The sequence below is a fragment of the Oscillospiraceae bacterium genome (assembly GCA_031265355.1).
Classification (GTDB): Bacteria; Bacillota; Clostridia; order Oscillospirales; family UBA929; genus JAIRTA01.
Genome location: JAISCT010000024.1, coordinates 17738 through 44654, shown reverse-complemented (window position 1 = coordinate 44654; position 26917 = coordinate 17738). Strand labels below are relative to the sequence as shown.

Sequence of the window (26917 nt, the reverse complement as noted above, 5' to 3'; positions counted from 1 at the left end):
TTATACACGTGGGACCGGGGGACAATTGGCCGGGTGGGCGAGCCGGTCATCGCGCCGCCGGCTTTGGCGCGCTGTTCCACAGGGGTGGGGACGCGGGCCGCGCCGGCGTCCACTCCCTTAACTATTGTTGCACCTATTTTTCCAGCACAAGCGGCACTTCCACCACTATACCTTCATTTGCACCTCTGAATTCGAGCGTCAGCGTTTCCGGCACATCGAAATACATGCTCTCGATTTCAAACCAGCACGTCACCACATCGCCGTCATAGTCCATGAAGTCGTTTGACATATCGCCATATACATGGCCCTTCGGGTCTTGTGCTCTTACGCCTACAACCATCAAGTCATACTTGGCTTTTGGGAATCCTGTTTCCGCAGAAATTGCCGTACTGTTTGGGTTGTCCAGACCGCTTTTGGCAAAGTCAATCATGGCTTCAATCCTGCAAACTCCGGGTTGAACTGTCACACTTGTTATCTCCACACCGTTTGCAGTGGCGTTCTCTGCAACAGCGTACGTCAGCGTTTCGACATTGGCGTACTTGCTGTGAAGGTCAAAGTCGAACGCCCAACCTCCGTCAACGGCGACACGCTTGTCTACGGCTTCATCGTCCTGCAGATCGCCAGGGCATACAAACGTCAGCCCGCCGATTTCGATGTGCACATTTTCGGCGATGAAAATATCGCTCTCTATGGACGCAACGATTACTGTGATGTCATACGTGCCGTCGTCAGCTTTTACATAGTCGGCGTTCACGGTGAAGTCGCCGATGCCGGGTTCGTAGCTGTATTCATTTGTACCGTCAGGGTTGCGGTCAGAGAAGTAGTGCCCGCCTGGGAACACACGACTTTCAATGTTGTTTTCTGCGTCAATGACCCATTCAAAATGGTAAATTTTTCCAAATGAATTTGTCATCTCCAAACTCAAGTCGCTTACATACAACCGATCGTATTCCTCGGGAATCTCCGCATCCGAAAGAGTGAAGCTAAAGCCGAACTCTCTGCTGTCGGCGTAATGGCCATTCAGTACAAGTGCACTGCCGCCGGATTCCGCAGGGGCAGAGACATTTACAGTCTCGACATAACCGCTCTTAACCATCGCCTTTCGCGAACCATTGGCAATCGGACTGTATTTTCCGTCCCCTGTTATAACCGCGAAGATGTTGCCTAGCACGCCCGTCGCTGCGAGTGCGGTTGTACCGAGCGCCACCAGTGCCACGGCCGCGATAACGGCGGCGACAAAATGGGGACGGTGTAAACTTCTCGTGAAGGAATTCTCCCGATGCGAGTGATGCTTGACTCTGTTTATAAGATCTGTGCCCGGCATTTCCGAGCTGGACAACGCTCCGCGGAGCATCGCGTCAATGTCCGTTCTGCGGTCAGCAGCCATACTCTGAAACCAGTCCTTTCTCAACGATTCCGCGCGCCTTATGCAAGCGGCTCTTAACGGTTCCCGTGGGGATTTGCAGCGCTGCCGCTATGTCGGCAACACTCATTTCATTGGCGTAGTACAAAATGACCGGGATTTTCAGCTTGTCCGGCAAAGCGCCTACAAGCCGCCTGACGGCAAGTTGTTCTTCCTGCCACAGATACTCGTCCTCTGTACTCGGTGCGGATGTGCCGCCGCTGTCGGCGGCTTCGAGTTCTGCTTCCGGCGCGAGCCTATTTCTGCGGGCGTATTTCCTGCACTTGCTTTTCCACAGATATGCCGCCGTCGAAAGCAGGAAACTTTGCGGGTTCTGGGTTTTCTGAACCTTGGCCATCTGGGAAAACACTTTTAAATATGTCTCTTGAAACAGCTCGTCCGCGTCGTCCTTTGCGCCTGTGATACGCCGGCAGAACTTGTAGACTGCCCCGCCGAAGTCATCCACAAGCCGCGCTTCGGTCATCTCGCGGGCCGGAACCGCCTGTACCGCGGCGGCAATGATCGGTAGCGTTTCTATCACATGCGACCTCCTTTCTCAATCCCTTCACTTGGTAATCGTCACGAGATCGAAAACGGTTCACGTTTTCCTGCATATTTTTCTTCACAAGGGAGGGGGACGCCGGCATGACCGGCGTCCCCCTCCCTTGTGAACATGTATTTTTATCTCTCCGCCGGGGTCTCTTCGGCGCCGGCAGAGGGTTCGGTCTCTTCGGTGTCCGCCGGGGTGGCGGCTTCAGCGGCGTCACGGAGCAGGAGATTGTACAGGAACTGGGCGGCCTCGGCGCGGGTCGTCACGCCTTTGGGGTTCATCCGCCCGTCTGTGCCATTTAAAAGCTTTATCTTTGCGAGATTTTGCAGCGGCACAGCGGCGTAATCCGCCACATCGTCCCAGTCGTCAAAGATGAGGAACTCCAGTGTGAAGAAGGCCGGCAGCATCTCGAATTTCTCCATCGCGCGGTATACCATGACGGCCATGTCCTGCCGGGTGATCGTGTCGTTCGGGCGAGCGTCGCCCTGCGCGTCGCCGCGGACAATGCCGAGCGCCGCGGCGTCCGCAAAGGCCTCCCGCGCCCACTCGGGGATCTCCTCCGCGTCGCCGAAGGCGAGCCCGTCTTCACGCGCCGGCGCGGCGTCCAGCAACCGCAGCAGCATCGTGACAAACTGCGCCCGCGTGACGGATTGCTCAGGGGCAAACCGCGCCGTCATCACGCCGTCCGTCATCTCCGGGTTTGTCACACCCTGCACCACGCCGCGGGCCGACAGGTAACGCACCGCGTCGTCCATCCAGCGGCCCTGCGTATCGGAAAAGACACCCCACCCGAGGTAACGCGCGCTGAACGCGCCTGCGCCGTCATACACCCGCGCGGCCACCGCTTCGTCCTGATACGCGGAACGGGGGATGATGTGGGCCGGGTCCTCTTCGCCGCGGTTCTCCACCAACACGACAAACGCCGGGTCTTCACCCTCACCGAGCTCATACGGCGCCTTCACAGAGACCGGCGCAAACGGATTTTCCGGCTGTGTCCCCGAGGTAGGGATCGGTTCGGACGCATCCGTCATCCGCGTGATGTCCCCTCCGACAATCGCGGCGGCGGAAAACAGACCCGTACTCAGCAGTAAAACCGCAGACATCACGGCACACAACATACTTTTTGAAAAATTTCTCACTAAAATTCCTCGCTTTACCACAAAAATTTACGCAAAAATTTTACGCATTTCCCGCAGAAGTCCCCACTACATATTGTATTTGATTACAACATGTGGTATAGTAAACGTGCGGAATGTCAATAGCCCTCCGCATGGCTGCGATACCACTGCCAGGCGGACGCAATGATCTCGTCCGGCGTCAGATATTTGGGTTTCCACCCGAGGATACGTTCGGCCTTTTCGGTCGACGCGACCAGTTCCGCCGGGTCCTCGGCGCGCCGGGGCGCCGCTTCCGCGGGGATGGCCGCACCGGTCACGCGGCGGGCGGACTCGATGATCTCCCGCACCGAAAATCCGTGCCCCAGGCCAAGGTTGAAGTCGTCGGACACGCCGCCGCCGCGCAGATACCGCAGGGCCGCCAAGTGTGCGTCGATGAGATCTTCCACGTGGATATAATCGCGCACACAGGTACCGTCCACCGTCTGGTAATCTGTTCCAAACACCTTCACGGGCGTCTTCTCCCGCGCGGCCCGGAGCACGACGGGAATCAGGTGCGTCTCCGGCCGGTGGTCCTCTCCAATGCCTCCGCCGGACGCGGCGCCGGCCACATTGAAGTAACGGAGCGCCACGTAGCGCAGCCCATAGGCGACGCCGTACCATTTGAGCACGTTTTCCACCATCAGTTTGCTCTCTCCGTAGGGGCTTGTCGGCCGTTTCAGCGCATCCTCCCGGATGGGCACCGACGCCGGATGCCCATAGACGGCCGCCGTGGACGAGAAGATCAGCGGCGGACAGCCGTGTGTGCACATCACCTCCAACAGATTGACTGCGCCGGCCACATTGTTGAGAAAATACCGGCCCGGTTTTTTCATGCTTTCGCCCATCAGCGACAGTGAGGCAAAGTGGAAAACCGCTTCGATCCGCTCTCGGCGGAATATTTCGCCCACGTAGGCAGGGTCATTCAGGGATCCGGCATACAGACGGATCTTTGGGTTTACGGCCGCGCGGTGTCCCCGCGTCAGGTCGTCGAGCACCACGGCGTCCTCTCCCGCCGCATGCAGCGCCGCCACACAGTGGCTGCCCACATAGCCGGCGCCGCCAGTCACTAAAATCGACATTGCGTTCTCCTTACATTTGAGACGATCTTTTTCCCCATAAGTTCCCGGTATTTTGAAAAATCTTTCCGGCAGGCCCTACATCGACCCGAACAGAACGTCCAACAGCGCGTTGATCTGCGGCAGGCTGTGTACGATGGCCAGATAGACAAGCCCCGCCAAGACGATCCAAACGGTCAGAATAATGATGAGCGAGGCACGGGCCAGCGCCCTGAGCTGCGCGCCGGCGCATCGGCCAAACGACCACACGCAGGCGCAGATCAGGTTGACGAGGGGTACCAGCATAAGAAAAAAATACCCCACGAGCCGCGCCGCAGACAAAATCTCCGGGGCCGCTTCTTGTTCCTGTGCGCCCCGCGCGCTCTGCGCGGCGGCTCGCTCCGCCCGCTCGGGCACGGGCGGCCACAGGGGACGCGATAAAACGGGCGTAGCGGCGGGCACATAGGGGTCCGCCGTCCACACCGCCCGGGGCGCCTCCCAGACCTGTCGGGGTTCGTACGACGGCGACGGTGACGCGGCCTGTGCCGGCAGCCCGCAGTAGGAACAGTACCGGGCGCCGTCCCGAATCGGCTGATGACAATTTGCGCAGATCATACGACTCCCTCTCTCTTTGGCCTGTCTTTTGACGCTTGTCCGGTCAGCGGGTGCACGCCGAACCATGGATCCTATTTTACAATACTTGCCCGCCCTTTGTACAGAGTTTTTTCGCCGTTCGTCGGCCATCCAATTTCTTTCCGGGCGTTTGAGAATTATATTTGACATTTCGCGTATTTTTGTATAGAATAAATTACGATTATTTTAGTAGCGGGTCCGCATATGGCAAGGTCTCCAGAGATATCTGCATGTACGGCCGTCTCTTGTCAATCGGGCGCCTCTTCACAGCTTTGTGCCGCATCGGCAGAAGTGATGCTTCAGGTGATAAGAGGTACCCAATCGCCGCCGGTACGGCATAGAGCGGGAGGTTTTTGTTTTGGCTCCAAAAAAAGAAAATCGAAAAATGGCGGATATGCTGGAACGCATGGGCATGATTAAGAAGGCGGATGACGACCTGGATGCGGCGGTTCCTGAGGAATCTGCGCCGGCGTCCGCGTCCGCCGCGCCCCCAAGCGCCGCCGTTGACGTCAAATCCGCCCCCGCCCGACAGGCTCCGCCGCCGGCCGCACAGGCATCCGCCAAGACCAGAGGGTCCGCGCCGAAGGCACAGTCTTCGCGCGCCGCCCGAAAGCCGGCCGCACCGCCGCCGGCCCCTGTTGTCTCGGAACCCGCCGAGCCCGCGGCACCCGAACCGGCGGTGTCTGAACCCGCCGCCGCGTCGGTCTATACGCCGCCAGCCATGCCCGTGACCCCGCCCGCAGCTGCGACGCCGGCGCCCGCGCCGGCGATCTCTACCCCTCCGGCGGTGCGTCCGACGGTACCGCCGCCCGCAGCCTCCGTACCGCCGCCGGCCCCTGCGGCACCGCCGGTTTATACGCCGCCGGCCGCCTATCAGCCGCCGCGGCCCGTGGCGCCCCCCGTGCCCGTGCCGCCGCCCGCACCCTTTGTCCAGCGGCCCCCCGAGTCCCCCGCCTACCGGGCCGCCTATATCTCCCCCGAGGCGGAAAAAAATCTCTACGCCCATCTCTCCGTCTCGAATTCTTATTCCTTCGGCAACAGATCGGTCCCGTTTGAGGGCGCTCCGGGCAACTCCCTGATCGACAGTTTCTGGGCCGATACCCCGGCTGTCGATTCCACGGTGGACCGATATCTCGATACAGCGGAGCTCTACACAAATTTCCGCATGAAGCTGAGCGGTATCGATACCATTTACCTGATCGAAGAGTACATGAAGACCCTACCGGATTCTTTGCCGGTGGAACTGCGCCGCTCCATCATCATCCGCATCGTGGCGTCCTCCGGGTTTGATTTCGAAAAATTGGTCAATGACGGCATCGATCGCGTGACACGGCTCAACGAGTATGCCACCCAATTTGCTGCGCGCACCGACGAGGTTGTGACGCGTCAGAACGCCGTCATCGAAGATCTGGAGCGTCAGATTACCGCCATACGCGCCGAGATCGACGAGCGGAAGAATCTGCATAAGCAGCAGTTCCTCACCATCGAGGATGAGGCGCAGCGTCTGAAAGAAATTCTGGATTTCATCACAAAATAAGGATGCTCGGCGCCGACGGACCCGTCAGCGCGGTTGTTGGGCGGTTTGAGGTGAGCGGTAGTTGTGAGTGGATACGAATTGACATTGCGCGGCAAGCTGACGCTCGTCCTTCTGGCTGCCATCATGCTGACGGCCATCTACTCCGCTTACGCACTCTTGGGGCAGGCGGGGAATTCGTCGGCCACGATGCCCACGCCGCCGGCCGGGAATCTGCAGCCGCCGGTATCTCTGCCGGACGACGTCACGCCGACGTCGCCTTCTTTTCCGCCGGCGGATCCCACGCCGGGTACGCCGCCTTCCCCTGTTTCCCCGGCGGAACCGCAGCCGGATTCGAGCGGTCCGGACAAGCCGGCCGTTCCGAATGCGCCGGATTCACCGTCCTCTGCACCGCCGGTATCGGCGCAGATCCCGCAGACAAAGCTTACGGTGTACTTCATGCCGGGCGACACCGCGCTCTCCGATATGGCGCGGGACGACTTGCAAAATTTTGTACGCCTGGTGCCTGGTTTCCAGAACGTCTCCGTCCTCATCGAGGGGTCCGCCCTGCCCGGCGAATACGACGGCGAACCGGAGGAACTGGCCGGCCGGCGCGCCCGCGCCATCGCGGAATATCTCAAAGAACTCGGCGTGCCCGCGGACCACACAATCCCCACGACGTTTTTTGCGCCCAACAGCGAGTTTTCCGGCGCCATTTTGTCCTACACGGGTCGAAACGGAAAATGACAGGGGTGTCCCGGACGCCTCTCGACACGGGGTCGGGCTCAGCCCGGCTCCGTATCTATGGTTTAGGTGTCACCTAAACCATCTATTTTTGAGAGGGGATTTTTCATGACCACTTTACAAAGCGGCGGCGTCTATCTGCGTCAAAACCGCCTCATACCGCCCGAACGCGGACTACCCGCGCCCGAGGAGGCGCGGACCGGCACCATGACCTACGGGGTGCTGGCGGCGCACAACACCTCGGGCCGGATGGACGCGCTGCAGCTCCGCTTCGACGCCATGGCCTCGCACGACATCACCTATGTGGGCATCATCCAAACGGCGCGCGCCAGCGGACTGACCGCCTTCCCCCTCCCCTATGTGCTGACGAACTGTCACAACAGCCTCTGCGCGGTGGGCGGCACGATCAACGAGGACGACCACCGCTTTGGCCTGTCCGCCGCGCATCGGTATGGCGGCGAATACGTGCCGGCCCATATGGCCGTCATCCACCAATATATGCGGGAGTGTTACACCGGCGGCGGCCGGATGATTTTGGCCTCCGACAGCCACACCCGCTACGGCCCCTATGGGACGTTGGCCATCGGCGAGGGCGGCCCGGAGCTCGTCAAACAGCTCCTGGGGCGCACCTACGACATTGCCCGCCCCGAGGTGGTAGCCGTTTGGTTGGAGGGAACGCCCCAACCCGGCGTCGGTCCGCAGGACGTGGCGCTCGTTTTGATCGGCGCCACGTTCCCGAAGGGCTTCGTCAAAAACAAAATTTTGGAATTTATCGGTCCCGGCATCGCCGGTCTTCCGATGGATTTTCGCAACGGCATCGACGTGATGACGACGGAGACGACCTGTCTCTCCACCCTCTGGCAGACCGACGCGCGCGTGGCGGAGGAACTGGCTCGTTTCGGCCGCGCGGAGGCCCACCGGGCGCTGCAGCCCGGCGCGCTCGCTTACTACGACGCGGCGGTGCACATCGACCTCGGCGCCGTGGAGCCGATGATCGCCCTTCCTTTCCACCCCAGTCGGACATATCCCATCCGGGTCTTTCGCGCGCACGCGTCCGAGCTGCTCCGCGAGACGGCGGCGAACGCGGCGGAGCAGTGGGACCTGGCCGCCCCGCCCCCGCTGACGGATAAAGTATGCGCCGACGGGCAGGTGCGGGTGGACCAGGGCGTCATCGTCGGCTGTTCCGGCGGACTCTACCAGAACATCGCGGCGGCCCGTGCCATCCTGTCCGGCGGCGGGATGGACGATTCCGCCTTCGCTCTCTCCGTCTACCCGGCCAGCCAACCGATGGCGCTGGCACTGGCTCGCGACGGCATTTTGGCGGACCTCACAGCCATGGGCGCCACTGTGCGCACCGCCTTCTGCGGCCCCTGTTTCGGCGCGGGCGACGTGCCCGCCCATGGGGGACTGTCCATCCGGCACGCCACCCGCAATTTTCCGAATCGCGAGGGCAGCAAACCCGGCGAGGGGCAAAGCGCCTTTGTCGCGCTCATGGACGCCCGCTCCATCGCCGCCACGGCGCGAAACGGCGGGCTGCTCACGGCCGCGACGGAGCTCTCCGATCCGCCGTCCGTCTCGGACGGCGACGCGTATGTCTTTGACGGCGCCCCCTATGCGCGCCGCGTCTACCGCGGCGTGGGACGGTCGGAGCCGAAAACGCCGCTCGTCTACGGCCCGAACATCGCCGACTGGCCGCCGCTGCCACCGCTGCCGGACGCACTGATCCTGACGGTGGCCGCCGCCCTTTACGACCCCGTGACCACCACCGACGAACTCATCCCCTCTGGGGAGACTTCTTCTTACCGCTCCAACCCATACCGTCTAGCGGAGTTTACGCTCTCGCGCAAGGCGCCGGGTTATGTGGCCCTGGCCAAGGAAATTCTCGGCCGTGAGAAACGCCGCCGCGAGGACGCCCCGGAGGCGCCCGGCCTCGGCAGCGCGGTGGCGGCGCTGCGGCCCGGCGACGGCTCGGCCCGTGAACAGGCGGCCTCCTGCCAGCGGGTGCTCGGCGGCGTCGCCAACATCGCGCTGGAGTACGCCACCAAGCGCTACCGTTCCAACCTAATCAACTGGGGAATGCTGCCGCTCCTCTGGCCGGACCTGGACACGCGGCGCCTCGCGGTCGGCGACACCATCGCGCTGCCGCACATCCGCGCCGCGCTGCTGGGAGATACGGAACGCGTCGAGGCATTGTGGACGCACGGCGGTGTCTCAGAGACGGTCACACTCGCGCTCGGTCCCCTCACCCGGCAGGAGCGCGACGTCATCCTGGCCGGGTGCCTGATCAATTATTACGCCCATGAACGGTGAGACGAGGCGCCCCGCTTCCGCCGACCTGGGCCGCATCTTTCTCGTGATGCTGCGCATTGGCGCCACCACCTTCGGCGGTGGCTACGCGATGATCCCGCAGATGTCGCGCGATTTTGTCACGCGCCACCACTGGATCGAAGAGGATGAGATCGTCGACTTGTTCGCCGTGGCGCAGTCGACCCCCGGCGTCATTGCCCTCAACGCCTCCTTGCTGGTGGGCTATCGCATCGCCGGCGTGCCGGGCGCGCTGGCGGCCGCGCTGGGCGCCGTCCTGCCCTCTCTGGCCGTGCTCTCATTGATCACGGTCGTCTACCAGGCTTTCCTCGAAAATCCTTATGTGCTGGGAGCGCTGCGCGGCGTACGGGCCGCTGTGGCCGGACTGCTTTTCTCCACCGTCGTCCAGTTGCGCCCGGCGTCGGTCCGCGGCGCGCTCGGTTGGCTGCTGTTTGGCGCGGCGCTGGCCGTGGCGGTGTTTCTGCCCTTTGTAAACGCCGTCTGGATCCTGCTGGGCGGCGGTCTCATCGGCCTGCTGAGCGGGCGCCCCTGGCGCCGCAGACAGAAGGGAGCGCCGTCGTGAGTCGGTTGTTTGAATTGTTTTTACTCTGTCTGCGCGTCGGACTGTTCACCTTCGGCGGCGGTCTTGCAATCGTACCTCTGATTCAGCAGAATCTGGTCGGCGCCGGTTTTATGACGGCGAGTGAGTCAGTGGACATGATCGCCATCTCTCAGATGACCCCCGGCCCCTTCGCCATCAACGCGGCCACCTTTGCCGGCACCAAACTCGCCGGCATCCCGGGCGCCCTGATCGCCACACTGGGCATGGTGCTGCCGAGCGTCCTCACCGCTCTCCTCGTCGCGAAATTTTTCTTTTCGGCCCACAAATCGCAGGGTGTTCAGTCGACGCTGTCCGGCATCCGTCCGGTCGTGCTGGCGCTCATTGCGGGCGCGGGACTCACGGTGGCCCGAGAGGCCTTTCTCCCGGGCGGCGGGACCATCGATCTCCCGGCCATCCTCTTGGCGGCGCTTGTGTTCGTGCTCCTCCGTTTCACCAAGGCCGGCCCCGTTTGGCTTCTCACCGGCTGCGGCCTCTTGGGGGCTCTCTTCCTGCAGTAAGGGTGGGCGCTTGCACGTTGTTATCCCAATATATGGAATAACAAAACATTTTGTATGGAAAATAGTGCATTCTTGTGCGCGGCGGCGCCTTGTGATATACTGGGTTCGGCCCATCGGGGGTGGGGATCTGTCCCGCTGCCGAGCCGCCGCAGTTTCAGGGCGGCTCGGCAGAATGTTGCTCCTACGAGCTCTGGCTTTGTTTGCTATCAACTGTTTTTAATTTTTTGGGGGGTCTGCGAACACATGCTGTTAAGAAGAAAGAGACGCCAAAAACCCTGCCGCGCCGCTCTGTCTTTGGTGCTGGCCGCGGCACTTTTGACAGCGCCGTCCCTGGCCCTGAGCACTCCTGTCCCGGGCGTGGGCACGCTGTATCGGGAAAGCCGGATTTCCCTTGACGACCAGACCGAACTCGTCCAGACCACGCTGCAGCACGCCTCCGCGGGCCGGCAGGAGGAACGTTACATAGAGTGGGGGCCGCTTTCCGGCCTCCAGACCATCGTGGCTTACGGGGACAAGGTGTCCGGAAGCGCGCTGACGATGTCGGAACTCCACCGGAAACTGGCGGCCGCCAATTTAGATGTGGCCGCCATCATGAACGGGGACTTTTTCACGCTGAGCACAGGCGAGCCCGTCGGTATCTTGGTCACGAACGGCATCCTGCGCGCCTCCGACAACTACGCCGCCGCCATCGGCTTCCCCTCGGGCGGTGGGGCTTTCATCGCCAAAGAACCGCTGAAAATTACGATGTCGGCCCAAATCGCGGGCACTACCCGCGACATCGCCATCGATCACGTGAACCACACCCGCCGCGAATCGCGGCTTGTGCTGTTCACCCCGGACTTCGCCGCCACCACGCGGACAGACACAGAAGGCGTCCACGTCATTTTGGACATTGCCGGTTCCCTGACCATCGGCGGGATGGTGAGCGGCGCCGTCCATGAAGTCGTGCGCGGGAAGGCCCCGGCCAACCTCACGGCGGGCCGGATGGTGCTGTCGGTGGATGCGAAAGGCCCCGTAGATCGCGTCGCCGATCTGATCCCGGGCACCCCCGTCACAATCCGCGTCGACTGTGCGGACAGCCGCTTCCTGTCTGTCCCGTACGCCGTCGGCGCCAATGTGAAGCTTCTGACAAACGGACAACTCGCCGAAGGGCTGGGCACCGGCACCGCACCGCGGACAGCCCTCGGCGTCAAAAGCGACGGCACCTGCGTCTATTACACGGTGGACGGCCGGCAGGAGGGTTACAGCGCCGGTCTCTCGCTGACCGACGTCGCCCGGCGGCTTCAGTCCCTCGGCTGCGTGGATGCGATCAATCTGGACGGCGGCGGTTCCACGATTTTGGGCGCGAAATACCCCGGTCAGGACGCCCTGAACCCGATGGGCAAGCCCTCCGACGGTCAACCGCGCCGCGTGGCCAATTTTATCGCCCTAGTCAACCCAATGCCGCGGACAGGCACGGCGGACCGGCTCTTTGTGTATCCGCCCGAGGCCACCGTGCTGAAAAACGCCAGAGTCGCCTTCAAGGGATATGCCACAGATCTTAATTATCACACCGTGACGACACCGCCGCTGTCCTGGTGGTCCACAAACCGCGCCGTCGGTTCGATGGACGCCGCCGGCGTGTTCACGGCGGAGAGCGCCGGCGAAACCCTCGTGGGCGCGGAGAACCTTAACAACTACTATGTCTACGGCGACGCCGCCGTGCGGGTGGTGGACACGTTGGATTCCATCCGATTGACTCATGAGACCACGGGGCGGATACTGTCGTCTCTGGCCGCGGCGCCCGGCGAAGCGGTCAATCTGTCGGCGACGGGCTTTTTGGACAATCTCGCGGTTTCCGGACAGGATGTCTGCTTCGCTTGGAGTGTCACCGGGCCGGTCGGCAGCGTCGACGTGAACGGGCTGTTCACCGCCTCCGACGTCCGGGGGGCCATAGGCCGCATCACGGTCGCGTACGGCAATGTGGTAAACAGCATTCCCGTGGAAGTCGGCAAAATGCCTCAGGCCGTTGAAACATTTGAGGAAAAGAGCAGCCGTGTCCCGGAGGGCGGCGACAAGATCTCCTTCCTGTATGAACGGGACATGGACCGGGTACAGTACGGTCGGCAGGCCGGCCGCGTCACGTATGACTTCAAAGACATGCCGGCGGACGCGCCGCCGACGCTGACGCTGCCCGTGAGTGTCCCGCTCGCGGACCGCCCCGCCTATCTCAATCTATGGGTCTTTGGGGACAACTCCGGCAATACCTTCGGCGTGAAGGTCGCCGATACGACGGGCCAGGAGACCAACCTGTCCGCGCGGACACTGGACTTCGCGGGATACCAGTACGTCCAGGTCGCTCTGCCGGCGGGCGCGGCCCGCGTCTCCGGTCTCTGGGTCACGCGCGCGGAAACCGGAGCGGAACGGGGGACGCTGTACACCGACCACTGGGTCGCGTCCCACCAACCTTACAACGACACACAGCCGCCTCTGGTGCGCATCGACGCCGCGGACACGCTGTCCCAACCCGGTCACGCGGCGGTGGAGGGTTTTGTGACGGACGACAACGGCGCGCCGCTGCGGGACCTCGATGTGGCGCTGCGTATCGACGGCGTCACCCAACCTTTCAGTTATGACCGCAACACAGGCCTGTTACAGGCCATACCCGCGCTGCCCGACGACCAGTGGCACAAACTGACGCTGGAAGCGGTCGACCCGGCCGGCAACCGGAGTCGCACGGGTATCGAAGTGTCGGCGGCCTTGGAACCGCCGGCCCCGCTTGTCCGTTTCTCTGACGTTGAGGACACGCACTGGGCCTACCGGGATGTGGCATTTTTGGACGAGCGGGGTATCCTCACCGATTTTGTTGTGGAAGACCGCGTCGAATTCAGGCCGGATCGCGCGCTGACGCGCGCCGACATGGCCCTCTTCATCGCGCGCATGCTGCGGCTCGACACGGACCTCTCGGCAGGTGTGACGCTGCCTTTTACCGACGCGGACGCCATCCCCCCCGAGGCCGCGCCGGCGGTTCGGGCGCTCTATGGGATGCGCGTCATCAAAGGCAAATCCCAAAACGGACAGCTGTTCTTCGATCCTGCGGCGCCTATCTCCCGCGCTGAATTTTGCACGATCATCGGGCGGACGATGGCGCGCGGCTACGCAAAAATACCCACAAACTTCGCAGACGGCGACACCATCCCCGCCTATGCCAAAGATCACATCGAGGTGCTGGTCTCGCTGGACGTCATCGGCGGCTACCCCAACAACACGATGCGCCCGCAAAGCAACATCACCCGCGCAGAAGCCGCCAAAGTTCTGTGCCGTCTGTATTGATGATTCAGGTGTCAGAAGTGCGTCAGCCCCGCGGCGCGAGCTCCCCGGCGGCAAACAGCTCCGCCACCTCCGGGTAGAGGAAAAATCCCTCGCTGACACCGAGGCCGGCCGCAAGGCGCAGTTTTTTCAGCAAACTCTGCCCGTCGTCGTACAGGACGAAGTGAGTCTCCCCCGACGCGTCCTTGTAGGTAAAATAGTGCGTGCACAGCTCTTGGGAAAAGAACACCTGGCGTCCCACCGTCAGCCGCGCGAGCGCCCGGGGCGTCAGCCGTGCGCCCGGCCCCGCCTTCGGCAGTGTGACGTCGCACATCAGGCGCTCCCAGTCCGGCGCCAGCCGCCGGCCCTCGTACCGCTCCCGCGCCGTCGTCAGGCAGTCGCGCACAGACCCGGACACCGGCGCGCACGGAAACACGACGCGGCACGCGCGCGTGCAGTGCGCGTATCCCGCAGACACATACAGCACCAGCCCTTTGGCCTCCAGTACAGGCGCGCACTCGGCCACGAACTGTTCTAGTCGGCCGTGACCCGGCGTCTCGAAGTCGGCTACGACTCCCTCGAAGGCGTGTGCGGCGCAGGTCCGCATGACCGCCTGGCAGAGCGCGCTCACCCCGTCCGTCGCGTCCTGCCCCGCCGGTCCGCCGGCCCGGTCCGACAGCACCATCAGACCGCCGCGCGCGGACAAGTCGGCGCGCCGGCGCACGAGGCCGTACGCCGGGTCCACGTCGTATGCCAAATGCGCCACGCGGACACCCAGCGCCGACGCCGCCCGGACATCGGCCGGTACCGCCGCCACAATGGGCGAAACAGCGGCTTCCACTCTGGCCACATCCTTTCGTATTTTTGTTCACTATGTTTCGTCTCCCATTGTGAATCGCGCCGCCTTGTGGTATACTTGATTCGTTCCCTGTTGCGTTTTTCCTGATTTTGTCACCCAACATCATTTATATGACGGGGACGTTTGATTATGCGAATGAGCAAGTTTGGCGCCAATTTCATCCCCGACAAAGTGTTTGCCAACATCCAGGACATCACCCCCGAATGGCTTCTCTCGAAAGGGCTGCGGGGCTTGGCCGTAGATTTGGACAACACGCTGGCCGGTTACGGGCAAAAGCGTCCGACGCCCGACGTCATCCGCTGGATCGGCCAGATGTGCGAGGCGGGTCTGGGCGTTGTCATCATCACAAACAACGCGGAGGACCGCGTGCGGCGATTTTGCGCAGGTCTCCCCGTCGGCTATGTCCCCCGTGCGCGCAAACCCTTTTCGCTCGGCTTCAAGCGGGCCGTGGAACTGCTCGGGCTTCCGCCGGTTCAGGTGGCCGAGGTGGGCGACCAGATCTACACCGACGTCCTGGGCGCCAAGCGCAGCGGGCTGTTTTCCATCTTGGTCACGCCGCTGCATCTCAAGGGCCACTTCTTTTTCAGCCTGCGCCGCCGTCTGGAGCAGCCCTTCATCCGCAAAGCGCTCCAGCGGGACGCCTGTCAGTGACGCCGCCCCCTGTTTGCCGTGTGTTTTTGCTCTTATCATTTTAGTCCGATTGTCCCGGGATATCGGAAGAGGAGGCCGCCGTGAACCGTCTGCCGTCCTTGCAGGCGCTGTTGGAGGAGGAATCTTTCGACGCGCTGCTGCTCACCTCCCGCGTGGCCCGGTATTATGCCACAGATCTCTTCACCTCCGCCGGTATGGTGCTGATCACCCGCCAAGGCGGAACGTTTTATACGGATTTCCGTTATATCGAGGCCGCGCGGACGCGCCTGTCCGGTTATGCGGTGGAGATAACCGACCACACGCATCCTTACCGCGAGACCGTCGGCAAAGCCCTGGCTCGTGCGCGGGTGAAGATGCTCGGTTTCGAGCAGGACACCATGACGCTCACCGAATACGAGACCCTCTCCCGCGCGTTTTCTGTGGATTTTGTGCCGGCGCACGAGGCGCTGCACAGGCGGCGGCGCGTCAAAGACACCGAGGAATTGGCCCGTATGGAAGAAGCCCAGCGCATCGCCGAGCGAGGGTTCCTTGAGACACTCCCGCTCATCCGGGTCGGCATGACGGAGCGGGCGTTGCGCGCCGAGCTCATCGCCCGGCTGTATCAAGCGGGCGCGGATCATCTCTCGTTTGACCCCATCGTCGTGACTGGCCCGGGCGCCGCGCAGCCGCACGGGGAAGCCGGCGACCGTCCCATCTCGAGGGGCGACTTCCTCACGATGGACTTCGGCGTCGTTCACAGAGGCTACTGCTCCGACACCACCCGTACAGTGGCCGTCGGCACAGCCACCGACGAGATGCGCCGCGTGTATGACGTCGTCTTGCGCGCGCAGCGCCGCGGCATCGAGACGGCCCGCGCCGGCGTCGCCGGTCGGACGATCGACGCCGCGGCCCGCGATCTCATCGCCGAAGAGGGGTATGGGGCCTATTTTGGCCATGGTTTCGGTCACTGCTTGGGGATCGAGATTCATGAACCGGGCGGTGCATCGCCCTCCGAAGAGAGCCCTTTGCCCGCCGGCACCGTTCTCTCCGCCGAGCCTGGCATCTATTTGCCCGGCCGTTTTGGGGTGCGTATCGAAGACGTCATTGCCCTCACCGAGACCGGCGCACGCAATCTCACCGCCCTGCCCAAAGACCTGCTCGTGGTGGGATAGAAATTTCAACTTGCCAACATCACAGGTTTATAGTAAGATTATGAGTGCCGAATGTGCACGGAGAACCGCGGCAATCCCCCCGGATGCGGCGTCCGGAAAGAAAACGATACCGCCTGAGCGGAAAAGCCCCGGCGGGATGGAGGTCATCGAATATGGTTTCAGCGGGCGATTTCCGCAACGGCGTCACCTTTGAGATGGACGGCCAGGTGCTGCAGGTCGTGGAATTTCAGCATGTCAAGCCCGGCAAAGGCGCGGCGTTTGTGCGCTGCAAGCTGAAAAATGTGATAGGTGGCGGCGTGGTCGAGCGCACATTCAGCCCGACCGACAAATTTGAAAACGCCTATGTGGAGCGCCGCGACATGCAATATCTGTATGCCGACGGCGATCTGTATTACTTCATGGACACGGAGACCTATGAACAGATCCCCGTCTCCAAGGGTACGCTGGGCAGCGGCTTTCAGTTTGTCAAAGAGAACATGGAGTGTAAAGTCATCTCATACAAAGGCAATGTTTTCAATGTGGAGCCGCCCGTGTTTGTCGAGCTGGAGGTCGCGGAGACCGAACCGGGCGTGCGCGGCGACACCGCAAACAATGTGACAAAGCCCGCCACCCTGGAGACAGGCGCCGAGATCCGCGTCCCCATTTTCATCAACGCCGGCGAGATGATCCGCATCGACACCCGTACCGGCGAGTATATGGAGCGCGCCAAGGGCTGACCTTTGTACGCCCATCACCGGAAAGGATGTGTGCCGCGTGAGTTATTTGAAAAAGCTTGGCTACGTCAAAGGACTGGCCGAGGGACTGTCGTTGGACGACGACACCAAGGAAGGCCGTGTGTTGCACGCGATGATCGATCTTTTGGACGAGATGACGGACGCCCTCTCCGGCGTGGAGGAGGCAAACGGGCATCTGGGCGAGGAACTGAATTCCGTGGCAGAGGATGTGCGGCATCTGGACGAAACGGTGGACGGCCTCGGCGAGTGCGTAGAGAGCATCACACACGGTCTGTCGCGCCTCTTGGAGATCTTCTCCGACGATGAGGATGAAGATGACGAAGACGACGAGGATGACGAAGACGAGATCGATCTGCCCGACGGGAACTACTACTATGAGATCCAATGCCCAAAGTGCGGCGAGGAGACCGTCATCAACGAGGAAATGCTGGAAGAGGGGAGCATCCAGTGTCCAAAATGCGGCGAAACGTTGGAGTTCGACCTCGATTGCGACGATCCGGACTGCGATGACCCGGATTGCGACGGACACCATCACACGTGACGACCGCCGCGTCCGTCTTTTGCACACCCCCCCGGCCGCACCGAGTTCTCGCGGCTTGTTGGTGCGCGCGTTTTGTGCGGACCGTTCTATTTTCCCCGTCCTTTGGCGGGGAAAAACTATAAGGTGATGACCATGAATGAGCAACAACGGCGCATTCGCGCGCTGGCCGAAGAGAAGCACGCGCTGATTCTGGCCCATTTTTACCAGACGATGGACATCCAGGAGGTCGCGGACGTGGTCGGCGATTCCTTTGAGCTGGCCCGGCAGGCCCGACAGGCTACGCATCCGGTCATCGTCCTGTGCGGGGTCCGCTTCATGGCCGAGAGCGCCAAGCTGCTGAATCCGGACAAGACAGTGCTGCTCCCCGCGCCGGACGCGGGCTGCCCGATGGCCGACATGGTCACGCCCGACGACGTAACCGTTTTGCGGACAAAACACCCCGACGCCGCATTTTTGTGTTATGTCAATTCATCGGCCGCCGTCAAAGCGGTCTGTGACGTCTGCTGTACTTCTTCCTCGGCGGTGCGCGTGGCCCGCGCGCTGCCGCAGCGAGAGATCGTCTTTTTGCCGGACCAAAATCTGGGGCGCTTCGTGGCCGAGAAGGTGCCGGAGAAGCGTTTTCATCTCTACGACGGCTACTGCATTGTCCACCACCTGGTGCGGGCCGAAGACGTACAGGCGGCGCGGCGAGCGCACCCCGAGTGCCTGGTGCTGGTCCACCCCGAATGTCCGCCCGCCGTCGTGGCGCTGGCCGATTTTGCCGGTTCCACGGCGGAAATTCTGCGTTACGTGGAGCAGCGGGAGGCGGCGGGCTTTCTCATCGGCACGGAGGTTGGTGTGGTCGAACGGCTCCGCGTGACGGCGCCGGACAAACGGGTCTTCCTGCTCAAGCCCTCGCTGCTGTGCCGGAACATGAAAAAAACCACCCTGGTCGACTTGACGCACGCGCTGGAGACCGGCCGGGAGACCATCGAGATCGACCCCGCACTGGCGCAGTCCGCCCGCCGCACGCTGGACCGGATGATCGAGTGTAATCTTTAGTACCTTGTTGCCGCGAAGCGGCAACAAAAAACAAGAATTTGGGTTGTGGGTTGCAGGTGCAACCCACGTTAGTCTCTTGCAAGGAGATGATTCCATGCGACGGACCGCATGGCCGCGCGACATGGTCATATCTGAAACAATATACACCGACGTGGTGATCGCAGGCAGCGGCATGGCCGGACTCTATACGGCCATGAGCCTCGACGAGCGGCTGCAGTGTCTCATCATCACAAAAGAGGGTCTCGACCTCAGCAACTCCTGGCTGGCGCAGGGCGGTATCGCGGCGGCCATCGCCAAGGACGACCACCCAGAGATCCATCTGGAGGATACGCTGGTGGCCGGCGCGGGTCTATGCGACGCGGACGCCGTGCGCGCGCTGGTGGACGAGGGGCCGGAGGCCATCGCCTCGCTCGTGTCCATGCAGGTGCCTTTCGACCTCCGGGAGGACGGCGAACTCCAGATCACCCGCGAGGGCGGCCACACCCGGGACCGCATCGTACACGCCGGGGGCGACGCCACCGGGCGCGAGACGGTCAAAGTGCTGGCCACGCTGGCTGTCGGACGGCCAAATATCCATTTTTTCCCACATTCATTCTTGGTTGACATTCTGACAAACGACGGTCAGGCCTGCGGTGTTCTGATCCACGACGGCGGCGTGTTCAAGGCGATCTTGGCGCGGGCCGTCGTACTCTGTACAGGGGGCATCGGCCAGGTCTACGGCCGTCACACAACCAACCCCTCCGTCTCCACCGGCGAGGGCTTGGCTGCGGCGTTGCGCGCCGGGGCCGCCGTGCGCGACATGGAGTTCATCCAGTTCCATCCGACGGCGCTCTACACGCCCCACGAGGCCGACCGTGCTTTTTTGATCTCAGAGGCGGTGCGCGGCGAGGGCGGCGTACTCAAAAATGCCGCCGGGCACCGCTTCATGGCGGACCAGCACCCGATGGCCGAACTCGCCCCCCGGGATATCGTGGCGCGTGCCATCGTCCGGGAGATGCAGACAGAGGGCGTGCCCTATGTCTTTTTGGATGTGACGCACCACTCCTATGAGTTTTTGGCCACCCGTTTTCCGACGATCACCGGCCACTGTCTGCGACTTGGCATTGACATCTCCCGAGACATGATCCCCGTCTGTCCGGTGCAGCACTACCTGGTGGGCGGGCTCAAAACCGACCTCAACGCCGAGGCGACGCTGCCCGGCCTGTATGCCTGCGGCGAGGTGGCCTCCACCGGCGTGCACGGCGCCAACCGACTGGCCTCTAACTCCATGCTGGAGTGCCTGGTGTTCGGCCGCCGGGCAGCCCGGTACATCGGCGGCAGCGCCCGTCCGCGGCCGGACAGGCCGTTTTCCCTGCCCGTCGCAGATGGATTGTACTACCACGGGCCGGAACCGGAGGAGATCCGCCGCCGCGTCGTCGCGATTGCGAATCGTGACGCCGGCGTCATACGCCACACGGCGGATCTCGTCGCCGGGCTGGGACAGATCCAGAGCATTCTCGGCGCGATGGCGCACAAAAACCTGCCCACCAAGGCACACTGGGAGGCGCTGGGCCTCGCCACGATAGCCGGTGAGATCCTGCAGGCGGCGCTGAACCGCCGCGAGAGCGTTGGCGCCCATTTTCGCGAAGACTGACGCGAAGGAACTGTTAAACAGTTTCTAAAAACGGCGCGACCGGCGCCGTGTGAGGAGGTTCCCGAGATGGATGCGATTTGGCTGGACAACTTTTTGCGGCACGCACTGGAAGAGGATATCGGCGGCGGCGACATCACAACGGAGAGTTGTGTGCCGGCGGGCCGGCGGATCCAGGGACAGTTTCTCATCAAAGAAGCCGGCGTCCTCTGCGGGTTCGGCGTGGTGCGCCGGGTGTTCTCGCTACTGGACCCCGGCATTGTTTTGCGCATCGACCACCTGGACGGCGAACCGGTGAAAGCGGGGGATGTGGCGGCCACGCTGGAGGGCCCGGCCCGCTCAATCCTGACCGGGGAACGGACGGCGCTCAACCTGCTGCAGCGCCTGTCCGGCATCGCCACCGCCACCGCACGGGCCGTGGCGGCCGTCAAAGACTTCCCCGTCCGGATCACGGACACCCGCAAAACGACGCCCGGCATGCGCGCGCTCGAAAAATACGCGGTGCGCACAGGCGGCGGCGTCAACCACCGGTTGGGCCTGTCGGACGGCGTCCTGATCAAGGACAACCACATCGTGGCGGCCGGCGGCATCGGTCCGGCGGTGGCGGCGGCGCGTATACGCGCGCCGCACATGCTCAAAATCGAGGTGGAGGTCTCCACTCTCCACGAAGTGCGGGCGGCACTGGACGCGGGCGCCGATTGCATTATGCTGGACAACATGACGGACGACGACATGCGGGCGGCCGTGCGGCACATCAGCGGACAGGCGCTCGTCGAGGCCTCCGGCAGTATGGGCGCGCGCGACCTGGCTCAGGTCGCGGCCACCGGCGTCAATCTCATCTCCATCGGTGCGCTGACCCACTCCCCCCGGGCACTGGACATCAGCCTGAAGCTTTAGACAATCTCTAAAAACTTCGTGTTCGGCGGCCCGCGGCCCTCGCCGGGGGCCAGCAGCGACAGCGCCGCATATGCGGCGGCGGCCAGCACGGTGATGTCACGGCCGGCGGTGTGATAGGCCCAAAGGCCCGCCGCCGCCGCACCGGCCGCACAGAGACCCGTGAGAATGGTCAGCGCGCGGTCGGCGGCCGCGGCATGCCACCGCCAGCGCAGCAGCAGGTGCAGCGCGTGCCCTCCGTCCTGTCCGCGCGCTGGCAACAAATTGAACCCACCCTGAAACAGCGAGACGCCGGCCCAGGTATACAGGCCGGCGTCTTTTGTGCGCCCGGCCCACAATGCGGCGGCGAACGCGCACATCAAATTGGCCGCGGGGCCGGCCAGCGTGGCCAACAGTTCCCGCCCGTAGGAGAGCGCCGGCCAGACCGGCAGCCGCATAGCGACGCCGCGCAGAGAGAGTTCCCATCGCGCCACACGCCCGCCCACCAGGCGCAGTACCACCCAATGGCCCGCCTCGTGCACAAACGCGGCCGCGGCTATCCACAGGAGCAACCCGGCGCTATCGAGAAACACGAGGAACGTCATGAGCAGCAGAAACCCGCCCTGTACGGTCAGACGGCCCCATGTCATAGGCGCGGCGCCGCGCCGCGCGCGGAATTGTCAGAGAGGCCCAGATAGCGCTCCGGCGCCAGGCTGACGCCGTTCAGACGAAGTTCGAAGTGCAGATGCGGCCCGGTGGCCAAGCCCGTCATGCCCACCCGGGCGACAGACGCGCTCCTGCTGACCGCCTGCCCGGCTTTCACCAGGATCTGGCTGCAGTGTGCGTAGAAGCTGGTAAAGCCGTCCCCATGGTCAACTTCGAGACAATATCCATATGTATCACTGAAACCGGCGGAGAGCACTGTGCCGTCCGCGAAGCAACGAATCTCGGCGCCGGTGTCGGCGGCGAGATCCAATCCGTAATGGAAGAGAGTCTCCCCGTACACCGGATGCCGGCGAAACCCAAACTCTGAACTCACCACCCCTTGGAGGGGCGCACTGTAGGCAAAAGGAAGCGGATACCAGGTGTAGTCCGCCCGCTCCGGCACTTCGGTTCCGAAGGGGACAGGCGCAGTATCATCCAGCGCGTCCTCGGCGGACAGCGACACCGTCCAGTCGGATATCCATACGGCGGCGCCGGCGGCTGTCCCGGCCGACGCACCCCAACGCGCCCGCCAAGCCGCGTCGGCGGCCGTTTGCACAGGCACCCCGCTCTGCCCCACCTCCACACCGGTCACTTCAGAGGCCGGCTCACTGTCGGCTCCGACCCCGGATGCTGTCCCGGCGGCCTCTGACGCTGCCTTGGGCGTTTCCTCGGGCGCTGCGGATGGCTCCGCCCCGTCCGCCCCCGTCGTCGGCGGCTCACCGGTCTCATCCGCCGGCGACGGGTCCGTTTCGACCGGCCGGCTGCCAAAGAGTTCCTCCGTCCACACGCGGAAGGCCGTCACGATGCCCCCACCAGCCGACAACGTCTCTCCGGCCGTGGCAAAGGCGGTCCGGTAATCGAGCGCCCCGCCGACGCCGTCAGCAAGCGCCGCCCGCACCGCCTCGGCGGCGTCCGGCGACGCCAATTTGATCACCAGCGCCGCCCCAAAAATGATGAGAGAAACCACGAGTTGCGCAAACCGGCGGCCCGTCCGGTCCCGCCGGCTGCCGGCGGGCTGCCCTCTACCGGTCCGCGCGGACGCCGTCCGGCGGCTCCGCTCCGTCTGTCTTCCCACAAAACGCGCACGCGCGCCGTCCCGCGGTCCGCGCACCGGTGAGCCCTCAGGTTTCGTAAACCCCACATCCCGGCGCGGCCGCCCCTCCGGCCGCCGCCGCGTATGTTCAACCGTCAATGGCACAGTCAATCGTTCCTCTCTTTTCACCGTTTTCTCACACATCGCCTCCGTTATGAAGTAATTATATGACACCCGCGCGTCACACAGACCGATTTTTGGGCCGCTAGCGTTCAATCACTTTGCAGGCCATCGGGATCATTGCTCTGTTTCTTTTTTTCTGTCGTCCCCTGTGGGGAATTATAGTCAATCGCCGCTCTCCCGTTACGCCTCGGAGGGCTGGCCGATGTGGATGGGGAGGCTGACAGTGACTGTGGTGCCCTCACCCACTTGGCTTTCGATGTCCAGGGTACCGTCGTGAAGCCGGATGATCTCGTCGCTGACGGCGAGGCCAATGCCGCTGCCGCGCGCTTTGGAACTGCCCTTGTAGAACTTGTACTTCACATGGGGCAGCTCCTCCTCCGGGATACCGACCCCGTAGTCCCGAATGGTGACGAGCAGCCGGTCGTCCAACGTACGGGTCATCATGTCGATGCGCCGCCCCTCGCCGCCGTGTTTCGCCGCGTTGTCCAAAAGGTTGATGAACACCTGACGCAGACGCGCCCTGTCCCCCGTGATAAAAGGAATCTCCTCGTCCTCCTGGTAGGTGAGCAGGATATTGTCGCGGGCCAGCGTCTCGATGTAGAGATATACCACCTCCTGGAGCTCCTCCCGGATGTCGAATTCCTCCATCCGCAGCGTCATCCGCCCGCTCGCCATGCGGGTGAACTCCAGCAGTTCCTCCACCATCTTGGTCAATCGGTAGGATTCGCCGAGCATGATGCGCACGCCCTTTTTTACCTCGGCGATGTCGTTGCTTTCGACCGACAGCAACGTCTCTCCCCAACCGGCGATGGCCGTGAGCGGCGTACGCAGTTCGTGGGAAACAGAGGAAATAAAATCATTTTTGATGCGGTCGGCCAGACTGATCTCCGCCGACATGTTGTTGATCGTGTCCGCCAGCTCGCCGATTTCGTCGTCGTACTTCTTCTCGATCATCACGCCGTAACCGCCGGCGGCAATCTTCTTCGCGATCTCATTGATCTCTTGAATCGGCAGCAGAATCGACCGGATGAAGAACAGATTGGACCCGACCACAAAGGCGATGACGGCGATACCGAGCAGCATGGCCATACCGGACGACATCAAAATGCGTTTGTCGACCTCGCTCATGCTGGTCACATAGCGCATGACGCCTATGACCTGCCGGTTCGCAAAGATAAGAGGCGCCGAGACCGACATCACCCGCTCGCCGCTGAGCGGATCCACGCCGAGGAACGAGTCGACCTCGCCGGACTCAAATGCACCCCGAACGTCCGGCGTACCGGGCACAAGCCCCATCGTGATGCCCATGGTGGATACCTCGATGCGGCCGACCTGATTGATGAACTGGAGCTCCAGCTTGTCCCTGTCTTCAAAATCTTCCGCGAAACGGTGGGCGCCCTGAAAGAAGTCGTTGTAACTCGTGTTCAGGTAACGACTGAAGAAGTTGCCCGCGGCCGTGGCGCGGCTCTCCAGGCCGGCGCGCGCGCCGGCCGTATAGAAGTTGGCCGCAGCGATGGAATAGGCCATGACCGCCACCAGCACAATCATGAAAACAAGCCCCAAGCTGTTCAGCATCCACCGCCCCTGGATGCCGTGCAGCATTCGGCGCAGCTTCTTGACGGGCTGCGCCCTTCGCTTCAATTTCCCCATTTGTATCCATAACCCCAAACTGTCGTGATATAGGTGGGATTCGCCGTGTCGTCTTCGATCTTGATGCGCAGACGGCGGATGTTGACGTCGACAATCTTCAGCTCGCCGTAGTAGTCACGTCCCCACACGGTCTGCAGGATGTTCTCGCGGGAGAGCGCTGTGCCGGGGTTTTCGAGAAACATCTTCATGATCGTATATTCCACCTGTGTGAGTTTGACCCTCTCCCCGTTTTTGGAGAGAATCCGGTTCTTCGTGTTGAGCACAAACGGCCCGCTCTTGATCTCATAGCGCACCTCCGGTTCCGGGTCGTCGCCGACGCGGCGGTAGAGCGCGTCCACGCGGGCGATCAGTTCCGTGGGAGAGAAGGGTTTGGTCACATAGTCGTCCGCGCCGGTCATAAGGCCCGTGACTTTGTCCATCTCACCGGTGCGGGCCGTCAGCATGATGATCCCCATCTTTCCGCCGCCCGCCCGGATGCGGCGGCAGACTTCAAAACCGTCGATGTCCGGCAGCATGATGTCCAGGAGAGCCACCCGGATGTCCGGATGCTGCTCCAGACTCTCCAGTGCCTGCTCCCCCGTCTCGGCCTCGACCACCTGGTAGCCGGCCCGTTTGAGGTTGATCACCACGAACCCGCGGATGCTGGACTCGTCCTCCAAAACAAGAACTTTTTTCACAGCGTTGTCAACTCCCCTGTCATCCAATCCTTCTGGAGCCAATGCATCCACCGCGCAACCGCTGTATTGGAAACCGGCGCGTCGGCGTCGATCTCCGCCGCCACGATCATATTGTTGCCGGTCAGCAGCGCGGCACGCCCCGGCTTTGCGGCCAGTTCCTCCATGTTATCCCCGGTCAGCGTATAAATCGTCAGCATATCGGACGGCGGCGCCCCCTCCTCGCTCCGCAGGGCAAATACGACGCCGCGCTCATTGGCGGAGATATCGCGGCGCGTCATGGCCAGCCGTTCCCATGTCCATGACGCGGGCAGCTCGATGTACCAGTTGTCCGTGTAGTTGTGGTAGGTCGTGACCGAGGTGAACACCTCGCCGTCGGAGCGGTAGCGTATCCACTGGATGATCCATACGGGTTCCGCGTTCTCGGCCTCCGGGTCATACGCCGACAGCGCTACAGGGCGCGGGATGTCGATGACGCCGTCGTCGGATAAGCTGGCAAGACTGGGGACCAGATAACTGCGCACTGTCCCGTCGCTCACACCGGTCGTCGGGTCACGCGAGATGTTGGTCAACCGCCGCTTCTGCAGGGCGACGACGTCCGTCACCATCGCGTCCGAGCCATACTGACTCACCACATACAGCGCCGGATACCCGTCGTCGAGCAGACCCGTCCGCGCGCGGATCACCCCCTCGATGTTGCGTGACAACGGCGCCGAAAACTGCGGGGTAATCTCGGAGATCTCAGACACGCCCATCTGGTACATCTCGACCATCCCCGTCTTTTCCGTATCCTGGTAGCGGAGCACCAGCAGATCGGTCCGGCCGTTTTCGTCCATGTCGTGCAGCGCGTACCCGCTGTAGCTCGTGGAGAGAACGGTCTCCAGCCCCTCCGCCCGCAGGGTGTAGACAGTCATCGCTTTAAACGCGCCGCCGACCACCCGCCAGCCGACGATGACCTCCTGGGTACCGTCGTTGTTCAGGTCGGCGTAAGTGACGCTCTGGATCGAGTCTCCCTCGCCGTCGACGCGGGCAAACGGCTCGTACTCCTCTCCGACGATCCGGTAAAAGAAGATCTTAAGCGGCGTGTCGCCGGAAAAACGAAAAAAGAGGACCGCCTCCTCCTGTTTGTCGCCGTCGATGTCGACCTTCTGGATGGTCTGCCGGTTCAGCCCGGTCAGCGGCGCGATCTGCCGGCCGCCGGAGGCGACATGCTCGTCGATGTACCGCTGCAGCTTCACGGAGTCCTGCGGCTGGCGCGGGAGCACCAACAATTCGTCGTCCACCAGGGAAAAACAGCCCGTCAGTGTCAGCAGCAGACACACACAGGCAGCCCAAACACCCATCCGCCTCACACACTCGCTTCCTTTCCCCATCCGGGCGCCGGCGACACCTCTGCGCGCGGCGCCGCACGCTTTTTTTGCGTGACG

At 62.8% G+C, this 26917-nt stretch carries 25 protein-coding genes and 1 pseudogene; 14 read left to right on the top strand and 12 right to left on the bottom strand.

From position 1 onward, the window contains the following. Positions 1-133: 133 nt before the first annotated feature. The 5 genes from LBK75_03560 to LBK75_03540 all read right to left on the bottom strand — a co-directional run bounded on the left by LBK75_03560 (position 134) and on the right by LBK75_03540 (position 4779). Positions 134-1387, bottom strand: a complete 1254-nt coding sequence (locus tag LBK75_03560) for a hypothetical protein (GenBank protein MDR1157370.1) — start codon at positions 1385-1387, stop codon at positions 134-136. Next, entirely contained in the window at positions 1377-1943 is a 567-nt protein-coding gene (locus LBK75_03555; GenBank protein ID MDR1157369.1) for an RNA polymerase sigma factor, read from the bottom strand. The genes LBK75_03560 and LBK75_03555 overlap by 11 nt, the downstream gene beginning before the upstream one ends. 140 nt (positions 1944-2083) lie before the next feature. Continuing rightward, positions 2084-3055 carry an S-layer homology domain-containing protein gene (locus tag LBK75_03550; GenBank protein MDR1157368.1) on the bottom strand — a complete coding sequence of 324 codons (972 nt, stop codon included), beginning with the start codon at positions 3053-3055 and terminating at the stop codon, positions 2084-2086. A 152-nt stretch (positions 3056-3207) separates the two neighbouring features. Beyond that, a complete protein-coding gene (galE, locus tag LBK75_03545) occupies positions 3208-4188 on the bottom strand; it encodes a UDP-glucose 4-epimerase GalE (GenBank protein ID MDR1157367.1) in 981 nt (326 codons plus the stop codon). 75 nt (positions 4189-4263) lie between these two features. After that, positions 4264-4779 (bottom strand): zinc ribbon domain-containing protein, encoded by a 516-nt coding sequence (locus tag LBK75_03540; protein ID MDR1157366.1) that lies wholly within the window; start codon positions 4777-4779, stop codon positions 4264-4266. Positions 4780-5155: 376 nt separating this feature from the next. Between LBK75_03540 and LBK75_03535 the strand changes: the two genes are divergently transcribed. From LBK75_03535 to LBK75_03510, 6 genes and pseudogenes are all read left to right on the top strand, one after another. Further along, positions 5156-6334 (top strand): hypothetical protein, encoded by a 1179-nt coding sequence (locus tag LBK75_03535; GenBank protein MDR1157365.1) that lies wholly within the window; start codon positions 5156-5158, stop codon positions 6332-6334. A gap of 63 nt (positions 6335-6397) precedes the next feature. Then, positions 6398-7057 carry an OmpA family protein gene (locus LBK75_03530; protein ID MDR1157364.1) on the top strand — a complete coding sequence of 220 codons (660 nt, stop codon included), beginning with the start codon at positions 6398-6400 and terminating at the stop codon, positions 7055-7057. A 105-nt stretch (positions 7058-7162) separates the two neighbouring features. Continuing rightward, positions 7163-9364 carry a hydratase gene (locus tag LBK75_03525; protein ID MDR1157363.1) on the top strand — a complete coding sequence of 734 codons (2202 nt, stop codon included), beginning with the start codon at positions 7163-7165 and terminating at the stop codon, positions 9362-9364. Continuing rightward, on the top strand, positions 9354-9941 hold the full coding sequence (locus LBK75_03520; protein MDR1157362.1) for a chromate transporter: 588 nt from the start codon (positions 9354-9356) through the stop codon (positions 9939-9941). The genes LBK75_03525 and LBK75_03520 overlap by 11 nt, the downstream gene beginning before the upstream one ends. Then, complete coding sequence (locus tag LBK75_03515; protein ID MDR1157361.1) at positions 9938-10477, top strand: chromate transporter; 540 nt, start codon at positions 9938-9940, stop codon at positions 10475-10477. The genes LBK75_03520 and LBK75_03515 overlap by 4 nt, the downstream gene beginning before the upstream one ends. Positions 10478-11461: 984 nt before the next feature. Then, positions 11462-11908 (top strand): annotated as a pseudogene (locus tag LBK75_03510) (phosphodiester glycosidase family protein). Between the two features lie 1174 nt (positions 11909-13082). Here LBK75_03510 and LBK75_03505 read toward each other — a convergent pair. Further along, entirely contained in the window at positions 13083-13289 is a 207-nt protein-coding gene (locus LBK75_03505) for a phage DNA packaging protein J (GenBank protein MDR1157360.1), read from the bottom strand. Here LBK75_03505 and LBK75_03500 point away from each other — a divergent pair. Further along, a complete protein-coding gene (locus LBK75_03500; protein MDR1157359.1) occupies positions 13205-13789 on the top strand; it encodes an S-layer homology domain-containing protein in 585 nt (194 codons plus the stop codon). The two genes, LBK75_03505 and LBK75_03500, sit on opposite strands and share 85 nt — an antisense overlap. 22 nt (positions 13790-13811) lie before the next feature. Here the strand turns inward: LBK75_03500 and LBK75_03495 are convergent, their stop codons facing one another. Continuing rightward, positions 13812-14606 carry a hypothetical protein gene (locus LBK75_03495; protein ID MDR1157358.1) on the bottom strand — a complete coding sequence of 265 codons (795 nt, stop codon included), beginning with the start codon at positions 14604-14606 and terminating at the stop codon, positions 13812-13814. A gap of 147 nt (positions 14607-14753) precedes the next feature. Between LBK75_03495 and LBK75_03490 the strand changes: the two genes are divergently transcribed. The 7 genes from LBK75_03490 (at position 14754) to nadC (ending at position 21269) form a co-directional block, all read left to right on the top strand. Further along, the gene (locus LBK75_03490; protein MDR1157357.1) at positions 14754-15275 is read left to right on the top strand and encodes a YqeG family HAD IIIA-type phosphatase; all 522 of its coding nucleotides are present in this window, start codon (positions 14754-14756) and stop codon (positions 15273-15275) included. A gap of 80 nt (positions 15276-15355) precedes the next feature. Next, a complete protein-coding gene (locus LBK75_03485; GenBank protein MDR1157356.1) occupies positions 15356-16426 on the top strand; it encodes a Xaa-Pro peptidase family protein in 1071 nt (356 codons plus the stop codon). A 152-nt stretch (positions 16427-16578) separates the two neighbouring features. After that, on the top strand, positions 16579-17142 hold the full coding sequence (gene efp / locus LBK75_03480; protein MDR1157355.1) for an elongation factor P: 564 nt from the start codon (positions 16579-16581) through the stop codon (positions 17140-17142). A 37-nt stretch (positions 17143-17179) separates the two neighbouring features. Next, complete coding sequence (locus LBK75_03475; GenBank protein MDR1157354.1) at positions 17180-17701, top strand: zinc-ribbon domain-containing protein; 522 nt, start codon at positions 17180-17182, stop codon at positions 17699-17701. A 126-nt stretch (positions 17702-17827) separates the two neighbouring features. Continuing rightward, complete coding sequence (nadA, locus tag LBK75_03470) at positions 17828-18742, top strand: quinolinate synthase NadA (protein MDR1157353.1); 915 nt, start codon at positions 17828-17830, stop codon at positions 18740-18742. 94 nt (positions 18743-18836) lie between these two features. Then, the gene (nadB, locus tag LBK75_03465) at positions 18837-20375 is read left to right on the top strand and encodes an L-aspartate oxidase (GenBank protein MDR1157352.1); all 1539 of its coding nucleotides are present in this window, start codon (positions 18837-18839) and stop codon (positions 20373-20375) included. A gap of 66 nt (positions 20376-20441) precedes the next feature. Next, positions 20442-21269, top strand: coding sequence for a carboxylating nicotinate-nucleotide diphosphorylase (gene nadC, locus LBK75_03460; protein ID MDR1157351.1), 828 nt, complete (start codon positions 20442-20444; stop codon positions 21267-21269). Here the strand turns inward: nadC and LBK75_03455 are convergent. From LBK75_03455 to LBK75_03435, 5 genes are all read right to left on the bottom strand, one after another. Then, positions 21266-21895: a hypothetical protein gene (locus LBK75_03455; GenBank protein MDR1157350.1), complete on the bottom strand. Its 630-nt coding sequence runs from the start codon at positions 21893-21895 to the stop codon at positions 21266-21268. The two genes, nadC and LBK75_03455, sit on opposite strands and share 4 nt — an antisense overlap. Further along, complete coding sequence (locus LBK75_03450; GenBank protein ID MDR1157349.1) at positions 21892-23148, bottom strand: M23 family metallopeptidase; 1257 nt, start codon at positions 23146-23148, stop codon at positions 21892-21894. The genes LBK75_03455 and LBK75_03450 overlap by 4 nt, the downstream gene beginning before the upstream one ends. Before the next feature lie 198 nt (positions 23149-23346). Then, on the bottom strand, positions 23347-24816 hold the full coding sequence (locus LBK75_03445; protein ID MDR1157348.1) for a HAMP domain-containing histidine kinase: 1470 nt from the start codon (positions 24814-24816) through the stop codon (positions 23347-23349). Continuing rightward, complete coding sequence (locus LBK75_03440) at positions 24804-25493, bottom strand: response regulator transcription factor (GenBank protein MDR1157347.1); 690 nt, start codon at positions 25491-25493, stop codon at positions 24804-24806. Before LBK75_03440 ends, LBK75_03445 begins: the two co-directional genes overlap by 13 nt. Then, positions 25490-26842 (bottom strand): VCBS repeat-containing protein, encoded by a 1353-nt coding sequence (locus LBK75_03435; protein ID MDR1157346.1) that lies wholly within the window; start codon positions 26840-26842, stop codon positions 25490-25492. The genes LBK75_03440 and LBK75_03435 overlap by 4 nt, the downstream gene beginning before the upstream one ends. Positions 26843-26917: the final 75 nt, after the last annotated feature.